This window comes from Pseudomonas sp. LBUM1649, assembly GCF_059716155.1.
This window is the reverse complement of the sequence record NZ_CP166807.1, coordinates 4,538,527-4,557,693: the sequence shown is the minus strand read 5'-3', so window position 1 is coordinate 4,557,693 and position 19,167 is coordinate 4,538,527. Positions and strand designations below refer to the sequence as shown.

Annotated in this window: 22 protein-coding genes; 12 read left to right on the top strand and 10 right to left on the bottom strand. The window is 59.9% G+C overall.

Translation table 11 applies throughout. From position 1 onward, the window contains the following. The first annotated feature begins 33 nt into the window (after positions 1-33). Positions 34-327 (top strand): hypothetical protein, encoded by a 294-nt coding sequence (locus ACA058_RS21115; protein WP_008055299.1) that lies wholly within the window; start codon positions 34-36, stop codon positions 325-327. A 963-nt stretch (positions 328-1,290) separates the two neighbouring features. Further along, positions 1,291-2,262 (top strand): L,D-transpeptidase family protein, encoded by a 972-nt coding sequence (locus ACA058_RS21110; protein WP_497635751.1) that lies wholly within the window; start codon positions 1,291-1,293, stop codon positions 2,260-2,262. 124 nt (positions 2,263-2,386) lie between these two features. Here ACA058_RS21110 and oprI read toward each other — a convergent pair whose 3' ends face one another. Continuing rightward, complete coding sequence (gene oprI / locus ACA058_RS21105) at positions 2,387-2,638, bottom strand: outer membrane lipoprotei OprI (RefSeq protein WP_003199355.1); 252 nt, start codon at positions 2,636-2,638, stop codon at positions 2,387-2,389. Between the two features lie 638 nt (positions 2,639-3,276). Between oprI and ACA058_RS21100 the strand changes: the two genes are divergently transcribed. After that, positions 3,277-3,564 carry a GNAT family N-acetyltransferase gene (locus ACA058_RS21100; protein ID WP_020800382.1) on the top strand — a complete coding sequence of 96 codons (288 nt, stop codon included), beginning with the start codon at positions 3,277-3,279 and terminating at the stop codon, positions 3,562-3,564. 74 nt (positions 3,565-3,638) lie between these two features. On the opposite strand, the gene ACA058_RS21095 is transcribed toward ACA058_RS21100, so the two are convergent. Together ACA058_RS21095 and ACA058_RS21090 are read right to left on the bottom strand one after the other, a co-directional pair. Then, positions 3,639-4,715 carry a 3-deoxy-7-phosphoheptulonate synthase gene (locus tag ACA058_RS21095; protein ID WP_419709140.1) on the bottom strand — a complete coding sequence of 359 codons (1,077 nt, stop codon included), beginning with the start codon at positions 4,713-4,715 and terminating at the stop codon, positions 3,639-3,641. Positions 4,716-4,842: 127 nt separating this feature from the next. Then, complete coding sequence (locus tag ACA058_RS21090) at positions 4,843-5,286, bottom strand: PilZ domain-containing protein (protein ID WP_497635750.1); 444 nt, start codon at positions 5,284-5,286, stop codon at positions 4,843-4,845. Between ACA058_RS21090 and ACA058_RS21085 the strand changes: the two genes are divergently transcribed. The 5 genes from ACA058_RS21085 (at position 5,285) to cysB (ending at position 9,240) form a co-directional block, all read left to right on the top strand. Next, positions 5,285-5,671, top strand: a complete 387-nt coding sequence (locus ACA058_RS21085) for a thioredoxin family protein (protein ID WP_497635749.1) — start codon at positions 5,285-5,287, stop codon at positions 5,669-5,671. The two genes, ACA058_RS21090 and ACA058_RS21085, sit on opposite strands and share 2 nt — an antisense overlap. Continuing rightward, positions 5,668-6,624, top strand: a complete 957-nt coding sequence (locus tag ACA058_RS21080) for a putative 2-dehydropantoate 2-reductase (RefSeq protein ID WP_497635748.1) — start codon at positions 5,668-5,670, stop codon at positions 6,622-6,624. Before ACA058_RS21085 ends, ACA058_RS21080 begins: the two co-directional genes overlap by 4 nt. 25 nt (positions 6,625-6,649) lie before the next feature. Beyond that, positions 6,650-7,555, top strand: a complete 906-nt coding sequence (locus tag ACA058_RS21075; RefSeq protein WP_497635747.1) for a 5'-nucleotidase — start codon at positions 6,650-6,652, stop codon at positions 7,553-7,555. 94 nt (positions 7,556-7,649) lie between these two features. Next, entirely contained in the window at positions 7,650-8,153 is a 504-nt protein-coding gene (locus ACA058_RS21070) for a universal stress protein (RefSeq protein WP_110749159.1), read from the top strand. A 112-nt stretch (positions 8,154-8,265) separates the two neighbouring features. Then, positions 8,266-9,240 (top strand): HTH-type transcriptional regulator CysB, encoded by a 975-nt coding sequence (gene cysB, locus ACA058_RS21065; protein WP_008057010.1) that lies wholly within the window; start codon positions 8,266-8,268, stop codon positions 9,238-9,240. A 33-nt stretch (positions 9,241-9,273) separates the two neighbouring features. Here cysB and ACA058_RS21060 read toward each other — a convergent pair whose 3' ends face one another. Both ACA058_RS21060 and ACA058_RS21055 read right to left on the bottom strand, forming a co-directional pair. Beyond that, positions 9,274-9,756, bottom strand: coding sequence for a GreA/GreB family elongation factor (locus ACA058_RS21060; RefSeq protein WP_497635746.1), 483 nt, complete (start codon positions 9,754-9,756; stop codon positions 9,274-9,276). A 2-nt stretch (positions 9,757-9,758) separates the two neighbouring features. Further along, positions 9,759-10,169, bottom strand: a complete 411-nt coding sequence (locus tag ACA058_RS21055; protein ID WP_497635745.1) for a hypothetical protein — start codon at positions 10,167-10,169, stop codon at positions 9,759-9,761. Positions 10,170-10,293: 124 nt separating this feature from the next. On the opposite strand from ACA058_RS21055, the gene earP reads away from it, so the two are divergent. The 3 genes from earP to ltrA all read left to right on the top strand — a co-directional run bounded on the left by earP (position 10,294) and on the right by ltrA (position 13,953). Then, the gene (gene earP / locus ACA058_RS21050; RefSeq protein ID WP_497635744.1) at positions 10,294-11,436 is read left to right on the top strand and encodes an elongation factor P maturation arginine rhamnosyltransferase EarP; all 1,143 of its coding nucleotides are present in this window, start codon (positions 10,294-10,296) and stop codon (positions 11,434-11,436) included. 48 nt (positions 11,437-11,484) lie between these two features. Beyond that, on the top strand, positions 11,485-12,054 hold the full coding sequence (locus ACA058_RS21045; RefSeq protein WP_497635743.1) for an elongation factor P: 570 nt from the start codon (positions 11,485-11,487) through the stop codon (positions 12,052-12,054). 477 nt (positions 12,055-12,531) lie between these two features. Further along, on the top strand, positions 12,532-13,953 hold the full coding sequence (gene ltrA / locus ACA058_RS21040; protein WP_497635123.1) for a group II intron reverse transcriptase/maturase: 1,422 nt from the start codon (positions 12,532-12,534) through the stop codon (positions 13,951-13,953). Between the two features lie 206 nt (positions 13,954-14,159). On the opposite strand, the gene ACA058_RS21035 is transcribed toward ltrA, so the two are convergent. The 4 genes from ACA058_RS21035 to ACA058_RS21020 all read right to left on the bottom strand — a co-directional run bounded on the left by ACA058_RS21035 (position 14,160) and on the right by ACA058_RS21020 (position 17,449). After that, positions 14,160-15,170, bottom strand: a complete 1,011-nt coding sequence (locus ACA058_RS21035) for an alpha/beta hydrolase (RefSeq protein WP_497635742.1) — start codon at positions 15,168-15,170, stop codon at positions 14,160-14,162. Between the two features lie 34 nt (positions 15,171-15,204). Further along, a complete protein-coding gene (locus tag ACA058_RS21030; protein WP_497635741.1) occupies positions 15,205-15,624 on the bottom strand; it encodes an organic hydroperoxide resistance protein in 420 nt (139 codons plus the stop codon). Positions 15,625-15,961: 337 nt separating this feature from the next. Continuing rightward, positions 15,962-16,423: a MarR family winged helix-turn-helix transcriptional regulator gene (locus tag ACA058_RS21025; RefSeq protein WP_497635740.1), complete on the bottom strand. Its 462-nt coding sequence runs from the start codon at positions 16,421-16,423 to the stop codon at positions 15,962-15,964. Positions 16,424-16,492: 69 nt separating this feature from the next. Then, a complete protein-coding gene (locus tag ACA058_RS21020; RefSeq protein ID WP_497635739.1) occupies positions 16,493-17,449 on the bottom strand; it encodes a LysR family transcriptional regulator in 957 nt (318 codons plus the stop codon). A 112-nt stretch (positions 17,450-17,561) separates the two neighbouring features. Here ACA058_RS21020 and ACA058_RS21015 point away from each other — a divergent pair, with 112 nt between their 5' ends. Further along, on the top strand, positions 17,562-18,311 hold the full coding sequence (locus ACA058_RS21015) for a sulfite exporter TauE/SafE family protein (protein ID WP_497635738.1): 750 nt from the start codon (positions 17,562-17,564) through the stop codon (positions 18,309-18,311). Here the strand turns inward: ACA058_RS21015 and ACA058_RS21010 are convergent. Further along, complete coding sequence (locus tag ACA058_RS21010) at positions 18,301-19,155, bottom strand: LysR substrate-binding domain-containing protein (protein ID WP_497635737.1); 855 nt, start codon at positions 19,153-19,155, stop codon at positions 18,301-18,303. The two genes, ACA058_RS21015 and ACA058_RS21010, sit on opposite strands and share 11 nt — an antisense overlap. Positions 19,156-19,167: the final 12 nt, after the last annotated feature.

The following is a 19,167-nucleotide window of genomic DNA, read 5'->3' as shown; positions in this document are numbered from 1 at the left end:
GGCTAAGGTGGCGCCCCCGATTTGGAGCCCCCGATGCCGCGTTCTGCCTGGTCACTTTATGCCTATCAACTGATCGAGCCTGACGAACAGCTGGATCTGTTCGCCTGCCAGGAAGTGCGCGTACACCTGGTGACCCGACAACTGGAGCTGGGCGGCTCGGCGGACCGGACCCTGTGCGGCAGTCTGCTGCCGGCTCAGCCACGCTGGTCGAACGTCGATCGCCGGGTGTTCCAGGACCAGCGCCTGTGCTCGTTGTGCCGGGCCATTCTTGAATCGCAAAAGCGTGGCACCTCGCCGATTTGGCCGGAGTTGCGGTTCGAGCTTTGATCATTGCTGCGGAAACGGCGGCTTAGCGAAGGCGGTTAACTGCGAACATATCCATTCCTGCGGTAACGGCCGCTTAAGGTTCCGCCCTTACGGCGGGTGACTTTGAAAAGCGCAAAGTAACCAAACGCTCTTGCCCCACCACTCGGTGCCTCGCTGTGGCTCGGCATGCCCTCACTCCGGCATTGCTCCGTGGGTCGCCGCGATGGGCCATCCCTGGCCCAGCGCGGCTAAACCGGCGTCCTGCCGGTTTACCCACTACGCAATGCCTGCGTTCGGCCATCGTGGTTTAACGGGGCGCCCAAATCCAAAGCCAAAGCGAGGCGGCCTGACAGCCGACCTGACTTTTGGAGATGCCCGTGATTCCCTGTGGGAGCGAGCCTGCTCGCGATGGACGTCAACGATAACGCGCCCTGTCTGGATGAACACGTTGTCCGGACGTTCATCGCGAGCAGGCTCGCTCCCACAATGGGATCGCGGACAGACCTGCAATCAGGCCGGCTATAAGGCCGCCTCGCTTTTGCTGGTGCTTGGCTTTTGATTTTCTTGCCCCATCGAGAGGCCGAGTGGAGGTTCTGCGCAGTGGGTAAACCGGCATGGATGCCGGTTTAGCCGCGCTGGGCCAAGGATGGCCCATCGCGGCGGGCCCACGGAGCAGGACCGGAGCGAGGGCATGCCGAGCCACAGCGAGGCACCGAACGCCAGGGGCAAGAGCCCTTGGTTACTTGGGGCTCTTCCAAGTGACTCGCTGTAAGAGCGAAACCCTAAGTGGCCGTTACCGCAGCAATGGATATGTACTCCGTCAACAAGCAATAGGTCGGCTGTCAGGCCGCCTTGACTGGCAAGCCAGCGCCCACATGAAATGCCTTGCATCGCCTGCAACGCCCGCAACCTCCCCGAAATAACGGTCAGCGGTGTACAATCGCGTTCTTATACCCTCTGTCGATCATGCAAAGGATTTTCCGGATGTTGCCGCGCTTTCCCGCCGTCACCCGCTGCCTGACACTTGCCGCTCTCTGTGTAGCGGGTCCCGTCGCAGCATTGGAGCTACCCCTGCCACCGCCTGGTGAAGACATCGTCGGTCAGGTACAAGTAATCCAGGCCAAGTACGAAGATACCTTCGCCGACTTGGGCACGACCTACGACCTGGGCTATTCGGAAATGGTGGCCGCCAACCCTGGCGTCGATCCATGGCTGCCAGGCGCCGGCACTGAAATCGTGCTGCCGACCCGCTTCATCCTGCCGCCCGGCCCGCGTGAAGGCATCGTCATCAACCTGGCCGAGTACCGCCTCTACTACTTCCCGAAAGGCCGGAATGTGGTGTACACCTTCCCGCTGGGTATCGGCCGTGAAGGCTGGGGCTCGCCGATTGCCCACACCAGCATCACCGCCAAGACGCCTAACCCGACCTGGACGCCTCCTGCGTCGATCAAGGCCGAGCATGCCGCCGATGGTGATCCGCTGCCCAACGTGGTGCCGGCCGGCCCAGACAACCCTCTGGGGCCGTTCAAGTTCACGCTGGGGACTCCGGGCTACCTGATCCACGGCTCGAACAAGAAGTTCGGCATCGGCATGCGCACCAGCCACGGCTGCTTCCGCATGTTCAACAATAACGTGCTGGAAATGGCGGGCATGGTGCCGGTCGGGACGTCGGTGCGGATCATCAACGAGTCCTACAAGTTCGGCGTGAGTGGCGGCAAGGTTTACCTGGAAGCGCACACGCCACTGGACGACAAGGGCAACCCATCGGTGGTCGACAAGCACACTGCTGTGATCAACGCGATGCTCAAGCGTGAAGACATCACCAACAACCTGCGCATGAACTGGGATGTGGTGCGTGATATTGTCGCGGCCGAAGATGGCCTGCCGGTGGAAATCGGCGTGCCGAACACTACCGCGCCGATGGTGACGAGTGCGCCGATCGACCCGTTGCAGTAATGCCTGAAAAAAACCCGCCGACGCAGGCCGCGTCGGCGGGTTTTTTATTGGCTGCAGGAAACAGCAGGCAATAAAAAAGCCGACCCAAAAAATGGGTCGGCTTGATAATAATCCCGAAGGATTATTACTTGCGGCTAGCTTTGTCCAGCATGCGCAGAGCACGCTCGTTAGCTTCGTCAGCAGTCTGTTGTGCTTTTTGAGCAGCAGCCAGAGCTTCATCAGCTTTACGGTAAGCTTCGTCTGCACGAGCTTGGGAGCGAGCTGCTGCGTCTTCAGTAGCGGTCAGACGTGCTTCAGTTTCTTTCGATGCGCTGCTGCAACCGGTAGCCAGAACTGCGGCCAGAGCCAGAGCAGAGAATTTCAGAACGTTGTTCATCGTGTTCCCCTTCAAGGACTTTCTATTAAGTGGCTGTCTCCTCCGAGTGAGGAAATAGCCGGCGTACATACTACCCATTACTTGTCGTAAGTAAACTGACGTGAAGCAAGAAGCAAAAAAAATTGTAGGCGTTGATTCTTTTTCGAGCAACTTTTAACTGCGTTGTATAAAAAATATCCAGCTGCAAGGCCCGAGATGAGCGAGCCGCCAACGAAAAGTTCCCCAAGCTCAAAGCTCTTTTTCCAGTCTTGGCTAAAGTCCGTCTAGATGCATTCGTCTACACTTTTGTTCGGAATTTGCGCGGCGTCTCTCATATCTTTCTCCATGTTCAGGTGACTTTAACGAGGGGTGCTCGTCTTATGTCTCAACATCCGGCAATGTTCAGGCTACCGACCGCTGCAAGACCTTCGGTCGAGCTGTTCCTGCGTCATCCACAGCAGCACCTGCCAACCAGCACGATGACGAGCGAACCTTGAGCATTTCTGCCAATGGCGCCTACTATTTGTACGTGCTCGATTGCGCGAGATCGGTGTGGCTCTTCTCGGTGTCGATTCAGGCACGGGGTGGCGTAGTTGTTCCTTCGCCGGAAAAACATCGGTAAGGTAGGGGTCAGAATTCCAGACCCGCGAGGAGTAGTGATGAGCGAGGCGTTGTCCATCCACCATGACCAGGCTGGTCATCAATTCGAGACCAATGTGGACGGTCATCGTGCCTACCTGACCTATATGGATCTGGGGAAACAGACCCTGGATATCTATCGCACGTTTGTGCCCAATGCATTGCGCGGTCGCGGCATCGCCGCGGCCCTGACCGAACAGGCGCTGCAGTACGCCGAGGAAATGGGCTACACCGTCATTCCCTCGTGCTCCTACGTCGAGCGCTATATGGAGCGTCACCAGCGCCATGCTGCCAAGCTGAGCCAGTGACCCTCAACAAAACCTAAGCATAAAAAAACGCCGGGCTCAGCCCGGCGTTTTTTTTTGTCTGCGACAAACGCTGATCAGGTGCGCTCGCGTTTTGGCAGTACATCCTTGAGCTTGGCATGCATGCTGCGCAAGGTATTTTCGGTGGCAGTCCAGTCGATGCAGGCATCGGTGATCGACACGCCATATTGCAAGTCGGCGAGGTCTTTCGGGATGGCCTGGCAGCCCCAGTTCAGGTGGCTTTCGACCATCAGGCCGATGATCGACTGGTTGCCTTCGAGGATCTGGTTGGCGACGTTCTCCATCACCAGCGGTTGCAGGGCCGGGTCCTTGTTGGAGTTGGCGTGGCTGCAATCGACCATGATGTTGGGCTTGATCTTGGCCTTGTTCAGCGCTTGCTCGCAGAGGGCGACGCTGACCGAATCGTAGTTCGGCTTGCCGTTGCCGCCGCGCAATACGACGTGACCATAGGCATTGCCCTTGGTGGTGACGATCGACACGCCACCTTCCTGGTTGATGCCCAGGAAGCGGTGCGGGCTGGAAACCGATTGCAGGGCGTTGATCGCTACGGTCAGGCCGCCATCGGTACCGTTCTTGAAGCCGACGGCCGAGGACAGGCCGGAGGCCATTTCACGGTGAGTCTGGGATTCGGTGGTGCGCGCGCCGATGGCCGACCAACTGATCAGGTCCTGCAGGTATTGCGGGGAGATCGGGTCGAGCGCCTCGGTAGCGGTTGGCAGGCCCATCTCGGCCAGGTCCAGCAACAGCTGGCGACCGATATGCAGGCCGTCCTGGATCTTGAACGAGTCGTCCAGGTACGGGTCGTTGATCAAGCCTTTCCAGCCAACGGTGGTGCGTGGCTTCTCGAAATACACGCGCATGACCAGATACAGGGTATCGGACACTTCCGCCGCGAGAACCTTCAGGCGCTCGGCGTACTCGTGGGCCGCCTTGATGTCGTGGATCGAGCAGGGCCCGATGACTACGAACAGGCGATGGTCGGTGCCATCCAGAATGTTGCGAATGACTTCGCGGCCCTTGGTGACGGTGCGCAGGGCGGCATCGCTCAGGGGGATATCACGCTTGAGCTGGTCGGGAGTGATCAGCGTCTCGTTGGAGGCGACGTTTAGGTCGTTGATCGGTAAATCAGCCATCGTTTACTCGTCAGGTCACGGGTGCCGGCCGCCAGCGAACCCGCGCGGCGGAGCACAGCAAATTAAGCGCGTCGGGGAGCCGAACCTTAGCGCGTTACACCGTGGCTCGACAATGGGCTGGCCCGGTTTAATCCAGCACTGCCTGTGCAAATGCCTGGTGGACCCTGTCGTGGGAGAACTCGTCGGCATGTTGCTGGACCCATTCAAGGGCCAGGGCCTGGATATCCTGCAGGTCGTTGTGAGCGTCATTCTGGCGGCAATAGCGCTCGATCTGGCACACCTGCTCACCCATCCGGGCACTGAAAAGCATCTGTTCGTCGACGAAGGCAATGCCCACCAGGTAGCCTCGCTTTCGTCGCAGGCACCAGGCCACGTAGCCCAGGAAGCGCATGTCCGGGTTCAGGCTCGGCATGCGTACCTCAAGCGCCGTACCGTGGCGCCAGGCGCGGTGATAATTGCAAGCCATGCCCCCGAGGCTGATAGTGTGCAGCTGTTGCCTTGAAATGCACTCAGGTTTGAGCAACGTCAACTCGACAGGTATATCGTCAGGATGAGGAAGAAAACGTCCCATGAGCTCGGACTCCATGTGTCGGCCATCTGACATTGTTTCCCCCAGTATAGTGGTCGAATTGGAACTGACCGATTTCGACGCCGACCAACGGCTGCTGGCACTGAGCGGCGTATCGCTGGTGATTTTCACCAGTGTCGGTTGCGCCAGTTGCCGTTTTGCCCGCGAGCAGTTGCCTGCGCTCGATCTGGATGTCGATCGACTGTGCTGGATCGATGCCAGCAACAATGGCGGGGTGGTCGAGCGCTATCAGGTCTTTCACTTGCCGGCGCTGTTTGTCGTACGCGACGGCGAATTCTTCGGGGCACTAAAATCGCGCCTGACCGGCGCCGAGCTCAACGCCGCCTTGGGGCGGGCGCTGAGTCGAACAGCAGAGGAGTTGCCATGACGGGTGCAGTTGCCAAACCGACAATCGGAATTATCGGGACCGGTGCAATCGGCGGGTTCTACGGGATGATGCTGGCGCAGGCCGGCTTCGATGTGCATTTTCTGTTGCGCAGCGAGTTTAGCGCGGTGGCCGAGCGCGGGCTGCAACTCCACAGCGCGGTACATGGTGCGCTGACGCTGAATCCGGTGCAGGCCTATTCGGCGGCCGAAGACATGCCACCCTGCGACTGGTTGCTGGTAGGCGCAAAAACCACCAGTAACAGCGATCTCGCACCCGCCATTGTGCAAGCCGCCGCACCGAGTGCCAGGGTGCTGCTGTTGCAAAATGGCCTGGATGTCGAAGACAGCCTGCGTGAACTGCTGCCCGACGCGCTGCATGTGCTGGGCGGGCTCTGCTATATCTGCGTCCATCGCCAGGGCCCCGGTATAGTTACTCATCAGGCGCTGGGGGCGGTGCATGTCGGCTATCACAGTGGGCCGGCGTCCGATGGTCCTGCGCGTGCCGCGATTGTCGAGGAGGGTGTCGGGTTGTTCCGTGCGGCCGGCATCGACGCCCAGGCCATGGCGAACCTGCACCAGGCGCGCTGGCAGAAACTGGTCTGGAATATCCCGTTCAACGGTCTGTCCGTGCTGCTCGGGGCGAGTACCACGCCGCTGATGGCCGATGCCGACAGTCGTGAGCTGATCAGTTCGCTGATGGTCGAAGTGATCCAGGGCGCAAACGCCTGCGGTCACGACGTGCCCGCCGGCTATGCCGAGCAGCTGATGATGGTGACGCAGAGAATGCCCGACTACTGGCCGAGCATGTACCACGATTTTCTGTACAAGCGGCCTCTGGAACTGGAGGCCATTTACGCCCGGCCACTGGCCGCGGCGAAGGCTGCCGGCTGTGAATTGCCACGCATCGAGGCGATGTATCGCAGTTTGAGTTTTATCGATCGACGTAATACCTGAGTCGATCAATCGGAGGGGGAAGGGGATGCCAAAGTCCATAGACGACAAGCTGGTGCTGGCGATTTCTTCGCGAGCGTTGTTCGACCTGAGTGAAAGCCACAAGGTCTATCTGTCGAGTGGTGTCGAGGCCTACCGGCAATATCAGATTGAACACGAAGACGAAATCCTCGAGCCCGGTGACGCCTTCCCGCTGGTGCACAAACTCCTGAGCCTCAATGCCCACCTCGGCCGCGCCCGGGTCGAGGTGATCCTGGTCTCGCGCAACAGCGCCGACACCGGCCTGCGGGTGTTCAACTCCATCCACCACTATGGACTGGCGATTTCCCGTGCGGCGTTTGTCGGCGGGCGCAGTCCGTATCCGTACCTCAAGGCCTTTGGCTGCGATCTGTTTCTTTCGACCCACGCCGAAGACGTGCGCAGCGCGCTGGACGCCGGGTTCGCCGCGGCGACCATTCTGTCCGGTGGCGCCAGCCGTGCCGCCAGCGATGAACTGCGCATTGCCTTTGACGGTGATGCCGTGCTGTTTTCCGACGAGTCCGAACGCGTCTATCAGGCCGGTGGCCTGGAAGCGTTTCAGGCCAGTGAGCGCGAAGCGGCCCGCGAGCCCTTGCGCGGTGGGCCGTTCAAGGGCTTCCTCGCCGCCCTCAATCTGCTGCAGCGCGAATTCCCGGATGACGCTTGTCCGATTCGCACGGCACTGGTCACGGCGCGCTCGGCACCGGCCCACGAGCGGGTGATCCGCACGTTGCGCGAGTGGGATATTCGCCTGGATGAATCGCTGTTCCTCGGTGGCCTGACCAAGTCGGCCTTTCTTGAAGCCTTTGCCGCTGACGTGTTTTTCGACGATCAGGCCGGCCATTGCGAGTTGGCCCGCGAAGTGGTCGCCACCGGCCATGTGCCACATGGCATAAGCAACGAGCAAAAGGTTTAAGCCCGCCGTTCAACGTGTTACGCCGGACGTCGTACTCGCCAAGGCACTGCTAAGCTGAATCAATCTCCGCCATGTTGGCACGCGAGGAGGTCATATGATTCGTTCGATGCTATATGCCACTGACCTCGGGCTGTACGCACCTGTGGTGATGCAGCATGCCTTGGAATTAGCGCGAACATTCAATGCCGACCTGTATGTGGTGCACGCCGTCGAGCCTATGGGGCTGTTTGCCGAATCGGTGCTGCAGAGTTATCTCGACGAGCAGGCGTTGAACGAATTTCACAGCCAGGGTCTTAACACGGTGATTGCCAGCATCGAGCAGCGGGTGCTCGACAATTTTCGCGAAGAGCTGGGTGACGAGGGGGAGCAGGACCTTGAGCGGATCAAGGCGGTACGGGTGCTGCAGGGTGATCCATCGCAGGTGATTCTCGACCAGGCGCAGAAACTCTCGGTGGATTTACTGATCGTAGGTAGTCACAGCCATGGTGCGGGTGCGGAAACGCCTCTGGGCCGGACCGCAGCACGGGTGTTGCAACTGGCCAAGGTACCGGTCTACCTGGTGCCGCTGGTGCAGCGTCGTCGCCAAGGGGATCGCTAGAACACGAATAGTGGCGTTTTGATAAAAAGTTCTAGATTTATTCTTCAAACCATTAATATAGTTATATACCGTCGCTGATGCCCGTGGCGTCTACCTGCTTTGAGGGATTCATATGAAGCTCCAACAATTGCGCTACATCTGGGAAGTGGCGCACCACGACCTCAACGTTTCCGCTACAGCCCAAAGTCTCTACACCTCTCAGCCGGGCATCAGCAAGCAGATCCGTTTGCTGGAAGACGAATTGGGCGTCGAAGTATTCGCCCGCAGCGGCAAGCACCTGACCCGCGTGACCCCGGCCGGTGAGCGCATCATCACCACCGCGGGCGAGATCCTGCGCAAGGTCGAAAGCATCAAGCAGATCGCCCAGGAATTCTCCAACGAGAAGAAAGGCACTCTGTCGATCGCCACCACCCACACCCAGGCGCGCTACGCGTTGCCGCCGGTGATCAGCAATTTCATCAAACAGTATCCGGATGTTGCCCTGCACATGCACCAGGGATCGCCCATGCAGATCGCCGAAATGGCCGCTGATGGCACTGTGGATTTCGCCATTGCCACCGAAGCCCTCGAGCTGTTCGGCGACCTGGTGATGATGCCTTGCTATCGCTGGAATCGCTGTGTGGTGGTGCCCCAGGGACACCCGCTGACCAAGCTCTCGAAGTTGACCCTCGAAGCCCTGGCCGAATACCCGATCGTGACCTATGTGTTCGGTTTCACCGGCCGTTCCAAGCTCGACGAAGCCTTCAGCCACCGCGGCCTCACCCCCAAAGTGGTGTTCACCGCCGCTGATGCCGACGTGATCAAGACCTACGTGCGCCTGGGCCTGGGTGTGGGCATCGTGGCGAAAATGGCGGTCGATACCAAGCTCGACAACGACCTGGTGGTGCTCGATGCCAGCGAATTGTTCGAGTCCAGCGTGACCAAGATCGGTTTCCGTCGCGGCACCTTCCTGCGGGGTTTCATGTGCGACTTCATCGAGAAGTTCGCCCCGCACCTGACCCGCGAAGTCATGGCCAAGGCCATCCAGTGCCACAACAAGCAGGAGCTGGAAGAGCTGTTCGACGGCGTCGAGCTGCCCGTTCACTGATAGAGCGTCCTGCCGCGCAGACAGGACAGCCGGTCAAACCACCTCGGTGACAGCAAACTGTTGCCGAGCGCCCGCCACCAGAATCTCCACCTCGTCACCTGCGAACTTGCCCAGCAGGCTTTTGCCCAGCGGTGAGCGCGGGGTGATGACGGTAATCAGTTGCCCCACCAGGTCCACCTTCAGGCCCGCCGCATCCGGCGCCAGAAACAGCCATTGCTCGCGACCCTTTTCGTCCTCCAGGCCGAGCAGGGCACCTATCTCGATACCCCGTTGCTCGTCATACGGACGCAGCGCCAGGTTCTGGCAAAGCGCCAGTGACTGGCGAATCTCTTCGACCCGCCTGGCCTGCCCGGCGGCCAGGTAAGACGCCTCCAGGCCCAGTGTGTCGTACTTGTTTTCGGCGATGTTTTCTTCGTGGGTCGCGGTTTCGTACGCGGTTTGCGCGGCGCGCTCGGCAATGTCGAGGTCGACCCGCAGCTTGTCTAGAATCAGTTTATGGACGGTATGCTTATTCATGATCAATCGCAGAATTGCAGGACATTGGCGCGGCTTTTTTCACTGGGTGCCGTCTGGTCCTGTTGCAACCAGAACTGGCATCGGGGGTTCGACAGGTTGCGGTTGCTGCCGCGCGCCTGATCGAGTCGTTGCGCCTGCTCGTTCTTGCGCAGGTTTTCTTCATACTGCTCGAACAATGGGCTCTGTGCGGGAATGTCCGGTATTGGTCGTGTCACCACCGGCGGTTTGGCCAGTTGCTCCACCGCTGCTGCGACCGGTGCCAGTTGTTCGCTGAAAAACAGCCGGGACACCAGCCAGCCGGTCAACGCAATGGCGATGAAACCCAGCCACATGCCGAGGGCGATGCTGCCGGTCAGTTGCAAGGCGTTGAGGCGAATCGAAATGGATCGGCGCGGAGTAGGGCGGTAGGGCATGGTTGCCTCCTGGCGAGGGGTCGCGGGCGAGTGACGATTGTCGCACGAAGATTAATCGTCGTCGGCTCTTCTGCGCGGGCTGATTTATGCGGACAATCGGTGCCTTTGCCAACGGGAGCCTGGAATGCCTGATATGAAAACCCGCTGGGATATTTTTTGCACCGTGGTCGACAACTTTGGCGACATCGGCGTGACCTGGCGGCTGTCCCGGCAACTGGTGGCCGAGCATGGGGTGACGGTGCGTTTGTGGGTCGACGATCTGCGTGCCTTCGAGCGCCTGTGTCCGCAGATCGACATTCACGCTGGCCGGCAATGGCAGCAGGGTGTCGAGGTGTGCCAATGGTCGGCCGACTGGCAACCGGTCGAGGCGGCCGATGTGGTGATCGCCGCATTCGCCTGTCAGTTGCCAGGCGCCTACATGGATGCCATGGCCCTGCGGGATAAAACGCCGTTGTGGATGAACCTCGACTACTTGAGCGCCGAGGACTGGGTGATTGGCTGCCACGGCTTGCCGTCGGTAAAATACAAGCACGTGCAGAAGCACTTTTTCTTCCCGGGTTTCAATAAAGGGACGGGCGGCCTGCTGCGTGAAAGCGGATTGCTCGAACGGCGTCGGCAGTTTCAGCAGAGCCCCGAGGCGCAGCGAGCCTTCCTGCAAGGCCTGGGGGTTGATCGCGCGCCCGGTGCGCTACTGATTTCGTTGTTTGCCTACGAAAATGTCGGGTTGGCCAGCTGGCTGGACACATTGGCCAGTGATTCGACGCCCACTCATCTGCTGGTGCCGCAAGGGCGGATCCTGGGCGACGTCGAGCGTTGGCTGGGGGTGCAGGATCTGCAGGCGGGGGCACTGCATGTGCGCGATGCCTTGACCGTGCAGGTACTGCCGTTCGTCAGACAGGACCAGTATGACCAGTTGCTGTGGTGCTGTGATTTCAACGCCGTACGCGGCGAAGATTCCTTTGTCCGCGCGCAATGGGCGGGCCGGCCAATGCTGTGGCACATCTATCAGCAGGAGGAAGATGTCCATCTGGACAAGCTCGAAGCCTTCCTCGCGCTCTACGTCAAAGACCTAACGCCAGCGGCTGGCGAGGCGATCAGCGGTCTCTGGCGGGCCTGGAATGCCGGTGAGACAATGACCGACCACTGGCAATCAACCCGCAAACACTGGCCGCAGCTGCAAAAACACGCCGAGACGTGGTGTCTGGAACAGGCCTTGCAGACCGATCTTGCCGCGGCGCTGGTACAGTTTTATGTAAATTGGATATGATACGCGGCCTAGATTTTTGTAAATCCCATCCAAATTCGGATATTCGTAATGAAAACTGGTAAAGAACTCAAACCCGGTACCGTGATCCGTATCGACAACGATCCTTGGCTGGTTCAGAAAGCTGAATTCACCAAGTCGGGCCGTAACAGCGCGATCATGAAGACCAAGCTGAAAAACCTGCTGACCGGTTACAAGACCGAAACCGTTTACAGCGCCGACGACAAGCTGGACGACGTGATCCTTGACCGCAAAGAAGCGACCCTGTCCTTCATCAGCGGCGACAGCTACACCTTCATGGACACCACCGACTTCACCATGTACGAACTGAACGCCGAAGACATCGAAAGCGTTCTGCCGTTCATCGAAGAAGGCATGACCGACGTTTGCGAAGCCGTGTTCTTCGAAGACCGTCTGGTTTCCGTCGAGCTGCCGACCACCATCGTGCGTCAGGTTGACTACACCGAAGGTTCCGCTCGCGGCGACACTTCCGGCAAGGTGATGAAGCCTGCCAAACTGAAGAACGGTACCGAGCTGTCGGTTGCTGACTTCATCGAAATCGGCGACATGATCGAGATCGATACCCGCGAAGGCGGTTCCTACAAAGGCCGTGCCAAATAAGCACTGCTTGAGGAATGAAAAAGCCCGACCATTGAGTCGGGCTTTTTTGTGGTGCGCCAGGCATGGCGCGTTGCGCGCAAGCGCAACCAGTTTGGCTGTGGTGGTCACGCTGGTGACTTGGAGGTGAAAGTCCTCTACACACCCGGCAAGGGGAAGTGTTAGCCGAAGGCAAGGGTGTCGCAGGCGACTGCGAATCTGAAGGAAGCCCGGGGCAAAATGCTGGCCTGACGAACAGGAAGCGGATTAGGCGGTGCAGCGGGGTAAGGTAGCCATAATTGCCAAAGCCCAATACTTGCACGGAACGCTGTGACGTAGATCCGACAGGCATAAGCAGGAAGGTCGCGCGAATTACCCTGGGAGATCTGCACGTTTGCCACTGTGCTACCGAGCGTCGAGAGGCGACGGGATGAACGTGCAGAAGTCAGCCGAGGCCGTAGTAAGTGGCAAATAACCCTGCCACCAAGGGCCGAACAGGTTATGCCGCCAGTAGGCGTCAGAGTCTCGTCGAATGTCGAAAAGCAGAAATTTCTCCGAGGGAGAACTGTGACCCCTAGTTCCGGACAGAATCCGCGGGCGACGGCTGGCAGTGCGCAGGCATCGGCGACGTCTGTGATGTGGACGAACGCGGAGCCGGACACGCTGATGGCGCGGGTGCTTGCATCGGCCAACCTCAAGCGTGCGTATCACCGCGTGGTCAGCAACGAGGGGGCGCCGGGTGCCGATGGCATGACGGTCGACGAATTGGCGGGCTACGTGGAACAGTATTGGCCAACCCTCAAGGCCAGGTTGCTGGCCGGTGAGTATCACCCGCAAGGTGTACGCGCCGTCGAAATCCCCAAACCCAAAGGCGGGACAAGACAGCTGGGTATCCCCAGCGTCGTGGATCGCCTGATCCAACAGGCACTGCTGCAACAGCTCACGCCGATCTTTGACCCGCTGTTCTCGGACTATAGCTACGGCTTCCGTCCGGGCAGAAGCGCCCACCAAGCCATCGAAACAGCCCGTGCCCATGTGGCGGCGGGCCACCGCTGGTGTGTGGAACTCGATCTGGAGAAGTTCTTCGATCGGGTCAACCACGATGTATTGATGGCCCATGTGCAGCGTCAGGTTGAAGACAAGCGGGTGCTCAGGCTGATCCGTCGTTATCTAGAGGCCGGCGTGATGTCGGGCGGGATCGCCAGCCGACGGCAGGAAGGGACGCCGCAAGGCGGCCCGCTCTCGCCGTTGCTGTCGAACATCCTGCTCAACGAACTCGACCAAGAGCTGACACGGCGGGGCCATCGCTTCGTGCGCTATGCCGACGATGCGAACATTTATGTGCGCAGTCCTCGTGCTGGCGCGCGAGTGATGGCTGGTGTTGAGCGTTTCCTGAATCAGCGTCTGAAACTGACGCTGAATCGGGAAAAGAGCCGAGTAGCCGGGTCGTGGATGTGTGATTACTTGGGCTACGGGATGAGCTGGCATCAACAACCGAGGTTAAGAGTAGCGACGATGAGTCTGGGTCGCTTACGCGACCGACTCAGAAACCTGCTGCGCGGCGCACGGGGCCACAAGATGGCGAACGTCATCGAGCGGATTAACCCCGTACTGCGCGGTTGGGCGGGCTACTTCAAGCTCAGTCAGAGCAAGCGCCCCCTTGAGGAGCTGGACGGGTGGGTGCGGCATAAACTTCGCTGCGTCATCTGGCGCCAATGGAAGCAGCCCTCTACGAGGGCGCGCAACTTGATGCGCTTGGGGCTTAGCGAAGCGCGCGCCTGCAAATCAGCCTTCAATGGTCGCGGACCATGGTGGAACTCGGGGGCGTCACATATGAATCAGGCGTTACCGAAGAAGCTGTGGGATCAGCTAGGGCTGGTCTCGATACTGGATACGATAAACCGGCTTAGCCGCATAACTTGAGCCGCCGTATACGGAACCGTACGTACGGTGGCGTGAGAGGACGGCGGTTGTGAAACCGCCTCCTACTCGATCGTGTCGGATACACACAGGTCCTCTGTAGGAGCGAGCATGCTCGCGATGGTCGTTAACGATAACGCGGGCTATCTGAATACCCGCGTTGTCTGGGCGTCCATCGCGAGCATGCTCGCTCCTACAGGGAGGTGGTGTTATTTCAGGTGTTGCTTGAGCTCTTCAGACGCCTGCAACATCGCCGAACGCACCGCTGGCACCTGGCTCACCACATTGAGCAAACCATAGTCGTGGATCATACCGTTGTAGCGTACCGAGGTCACCGCCACACCAGCTTCGTCGAGTTTGCGGGCGTAGGCCTCACCTTCATCGCGCAGCACGTCGGCACCCGCCGTCTGCACCAGGGCAGGTGGCAGCCCCTTCAGCTGCGTGGTGGTGGCCCGCAGCGGCGAGGCGTAGATCTCGTTACGCTGCTTGGGGTCGGTGGTGTAGTTGTCCCAGAACCACTTCATCATGTTTTTGCTGAGGAAGTGCCCATTGGCGAACTGGTTATAGGACGCTGTCTCGAAGTTGGCGTCGGTCACCGGCCACAACAACACCTGGAACCTGATCGCCGGAGTGCCCTTGTCCTTGGCCATGAGTGCAACGACGGCCGCCATGTTGCCGCCGACGCTGTTGCCGGCTACCGCCAGGCGTTTGCCATCGACATTGATCTCTTTACCGTGCTCGGCCACCCACTGGGTCGCGGCGTAAGCCTGGTTGATCGCCACCGGGTAGTGCGCTTCCGGTGACGGCGTGTAGTTGACGAATACCGCCGCTGCGCCGGAACCGGCAACCAGGTCGCGAACCAGCCGCTCGTGGGTCGGGAAATCCCCCAGCACCCAGCCACCGCCGTGGAAGAACATGAACACCGGCACCTCGCCCTTGACCCCGGCCGGCCTGACGATGGTCAGGTTGAGCGGTTGGCCATCGACCTGGATGGTCTTCTGGCTGACATCGGCTTTTGGCAGCGTCAGCTTCACCCCGGACTGCGCGCCCACCAGCACGGCGCGGGCATCGGCAGGCGTCATCTGCTCCATCGGCTTGCCGGTGCCGGCATTCAGCACGTCGAGGAATGCCTGGGTGTTGTGTTCAACGTCGCCGGCAAATGCGCTGTGAATGGACAGGGCGAGAAGACTACCGGTCAAGACTTTGCTGAAAGCGTTCATGTTCATTTCCTGTTCGGGCCTGATAGGTCGGCAGTTAGACGGTCACGTGCAAGCGCACATCGACGTTGCCACGGGTGGCGTTGGAGTACGGGCAGACCTGGTGGGCAGCCTCGACCAGTGTTTGTGCATCGGCTTGTTCAAAGCCTGGCAGGCAGATGTGCAGGTCGATGTCCAGACCGAAGCCGCCAGGGATCTGGCCGATGCCGACGTGGGCGGTGATCGAAGCGTCGTCGGGGATTTTGCGCTTGGTCTGGCTGGCGACGAATTTCAATGCGCCGATGAAGCAAGCGGAGTAGCCGGCGGCGAACAGTTGCTCCGGGTTGGTTGCCGCGCCGCCAGCACCGCCGAGTTCTTTCGGGGTGGCGAGTTTGACGTCGAGAATGTTGTCGCTGGAAATCGCCCGACCGTCACGACCACCGGTGGAAGTTGCGATTGCGGTGTAGAGAGTTTGCATGGTGAAAGCCTCGTTTGGGCTTGTTGTTTTGCGCTAAATGTTTGCGCGCTAAGTAAGTGCGGGGTGAATGTATCGCGCAAATAATTAGCGCGCAAGATAAATTTGTAAAAAAATCGAGCACAGGCGCAAAACTACTGTGGGAGTGAGCCTTTGTGGTGAGGGGATTTAGCGAAACGTCGCACCGCCCCGTTCGGCTGCGAAGCAGTCGCAAAGCCAGTGCAAGCGGTGTATCGAAACTCCGCTGTTGCAGGTTTTGGGGCCGCTGCGCGACCCAACGGGGATAAATCCCCTCGCCACAAAGGCTCACTCCCACAGGGGATTTTCGGTGGTTTGAAAATTAGAGGCTGTCTTGCAGATGCCGACGCAGTTCTTGCAGTTCCGCTTGAAGCTTTTGCAGTCGCTCCAGCGTCATCCCGCTGGCGCCGAGGATGCATTGAGGAATGTCACGGGCTTTGTCGCGCAAGGCGCGGCCCTGTTCGGTGAGTTCGACGATCACCACGCGCTCGTCCTCACGGCTGCGGGTGCGGCTGAGCACGCCTTCGGCCTCCAGGCGCTTGAGTAGCGGCGTGAGCGAGCCAGGATCGGTCAACAGGCGCGCGCTGATTTCACCTACGGTCAAACCGTCCTTTTCCCACAGAACCATCATCGCCAGGTATTGCGGATAGGTCAGACCCAGCGCCTGCAACAAGGGTTTGTAGACCTTGGTCAACATCAGCGAAGTGGAATGCAGGGCAAAGCAGGCCTGATTGTCCAGCAGTAGGTCGTCGCAGTTGTCCGGGGTGTCGCGCTTGGTGGTCATTTGGAAGCCTTGATCAGTGATCTTGATGAATCTAGCGGGCAAATCTTTAATGCGCCATACAATTCTGGACTAGTGCCGGCCCAGATGGGTTTGCAACACCAGGTCCCATGGTGGAATGGGGCTGAAACGGGTTTTCAGGTATTCCAGCAGCAGGCGACTGCGTGAATTGGGTTGCTGCTGCAGGCGCAAGGCATAGATCCCGGTGCTTTCCGGATTCGGCAGGCCGTTTTCGCAGAACAAGGGCAGCAGTTCGCCGCGCAACAAGTGCTCGCTGGCCAGCCAGGTCGGCAAGTGGGCGATGCCCAGACCGGCCAGTGCGGCGCAGACCAGGGCTTCGGCATTGTTAGCGCTCATGCGCACGCGCGTCGGCCGATGCAGTTGCATCTGGCCGTCCCTTTCGAAACGCCAGGCGAACGGAGGGGCCAGGCCGGCCCAGTCCAGGCCGTCATGTTCGACCAGCTGCGCTGGATCATTCGGTACGCCGCGGCGTTGCAAGTAGTCGGGGCTGGCGCAGGCGATGCGCACCATGCTCGCCAGCGGCGTGGCGACCAACCGGGTATCGGCCAATTGCCCGGCGCGCAACACCAGATCGACCTTGCCCAGGTTCAAGCCCTGCATGTCGACAAAGCTGTCGATCAACTGCAATTGCACGTCGAGGCCGGGATAGAGCAGCAGAAAATCGGCAATCATCGGTGCCAGATGGCGCCGCCCGAACGCGGCCGGTGCATCGATACGAATCAGGCCTTCCGGAGCACTGCTCAGGGACACCGCTTCGGCCCGGGCCAGGCGCAATTCGGCGACGATCCTGCGTGCGCGTTCGGCAAACGCCAGCCCCGCCGGCGTCGCGCGCACCGCATGGGTGCTGCGAATGAACAACTGGCTGCCGACGGCGCCTTCCAGGCTGTCTATGCGCCGCGCCACTGCCGAGGGCGTCAGTGGATGACGGCGTGATGCTGCGGAAAAACTGCCGGTTTCCAGCACGTCGAGAAACAGGCCCAGTTGCTCGGTCAGTTGGTTGGGATTCATGTGTGGCTCGATGCTTGTGCGAGATTGGCATAGCCATTGTGCGTTGCTGTGCGTTTCCACACCAGAACCAGTTGCGTAGGATGGATCGCCTGACGTTTGGGAGATATACGCTGTGATTGAGTTTGTGTCGTACCTGGCTTTCGGCGCGGCCCTCGGAACCCTCGGCGGCCTGTTTGGTATCGGCGGGGGATTGATCGCCATTCCGTTGCTGGGCGTGTTGTGCGGTCTCGATCAGCAGATTGCCCAAGGTACGGCGTTGGTGATGGTGGTGCCGAACGTGATGCTGGCGCTGTGGCGCTACCACCAGCGTAACAAGATCGAGTTGCGTCACGCGCTGCCGCTGGCCTCGATGGGATTTTGCTTCGCCTGGCTCGGATCGATTTGGGCAGTGGGTGTCGATGCGCAAACCATGCGTATCGGTTTTGTTGCGTTCCTGATCGCGCTTTGCGCCTACAACCTGGTGCGCATGTTCCTCGCCAGCGCAGCGGCTTCGGCGCAGATGAACCATTCATGGCCATGGCTGGGAGTGCTCGGTGCCGCATCCGGCACCATGGGCGGCCTGTTTGGCGTCGGCGGAGCAGTGGTGGCAACGCCGGTGTTGACCAGCGTGTTCGGCACCACCCAGGTGGTTGCCCAGGGCCTGTCCCTGGCACTGGCACTGCCGAGCACCGGCGTCACGCTGGTCACCTATGGGGTGCATCACCAGGTGAACTGGATGATCGGAGTGCCACTGGCCATCGGCGGGTTGATGAGTATCAGTTGGGGCGTGAAGATCGCCCACAGCCTGCCGGAACGCCTGCTGCGCGCCCTGTTTTGCGGCTTTCTGCTGTGCTGTGCGGTCATGCTTGCGTTTAAAGCTTGAAGCCTTCGACGATATGCTCAGCCAGGCACTCGGTGATCGGTGACGGATTATGCAGGTTGCGCACCAGCATGATGCTGGCCTCGGGCAGCACCGGCAGGTCCTCGGCTTCACCGAGGATGCGCATGTCCGCGGTGATCAGGCTTTCCAGTTGCGCGGTGATAGCCAGACCGGCGCTGACCACCGCCATGATCGCCGACAGGCTGTCGCTGTTATACGCCACGCGATAATCGCGCCCTTGGGCATCAAGGGCGTTGCAGGCCCACATCCGGCAGAAGCAATCACTGTTGAACATCGCCAGGGGCAACGGCGTCTGCTCGTGGGCGCTGTAGCATTGCGCCTCTGCCCAGACAAAACGTTCCTTGCGCAACAACTGGCCGATTTCGCTACCCGGCTCACGGGTGACAATGGACAGGTCCAGGTCTTGGCGCATCAGCAGTTGTTTTGATGATTCACAATGCACTTCGATCTGGATCAGCGGGTAGGACTGGGCAAACTGGCGCAGGATCCCCGGCAGAAAACGCATCACGTAGTCGTCCGGGGTGCCGATGCGCACCGTGCCGATCATGTGCGGCTCGCGCAGGGTGTTGAACACCTCGCTATGCAACTTGAGGATTCGCCGCGCATAACCCAGCAGAACCTGGCCTTCGGCCGTGAGCCGCACCTGGCGTCCATCACGCTGGAACAACTGGCGCTGCAGCACATCTTCTTCCAGTCGCTTCATCTGCATGCTGACGGCAGATTGGGTGCGATGGACCAATTCACCGGCGCGGGTGAAACCACCCTGGTCGGCGATGGCGACGAAGGTGCGCAGCACTTCGGTATCGATACTCGGGTAGGCCGACATGCATCAATCTCA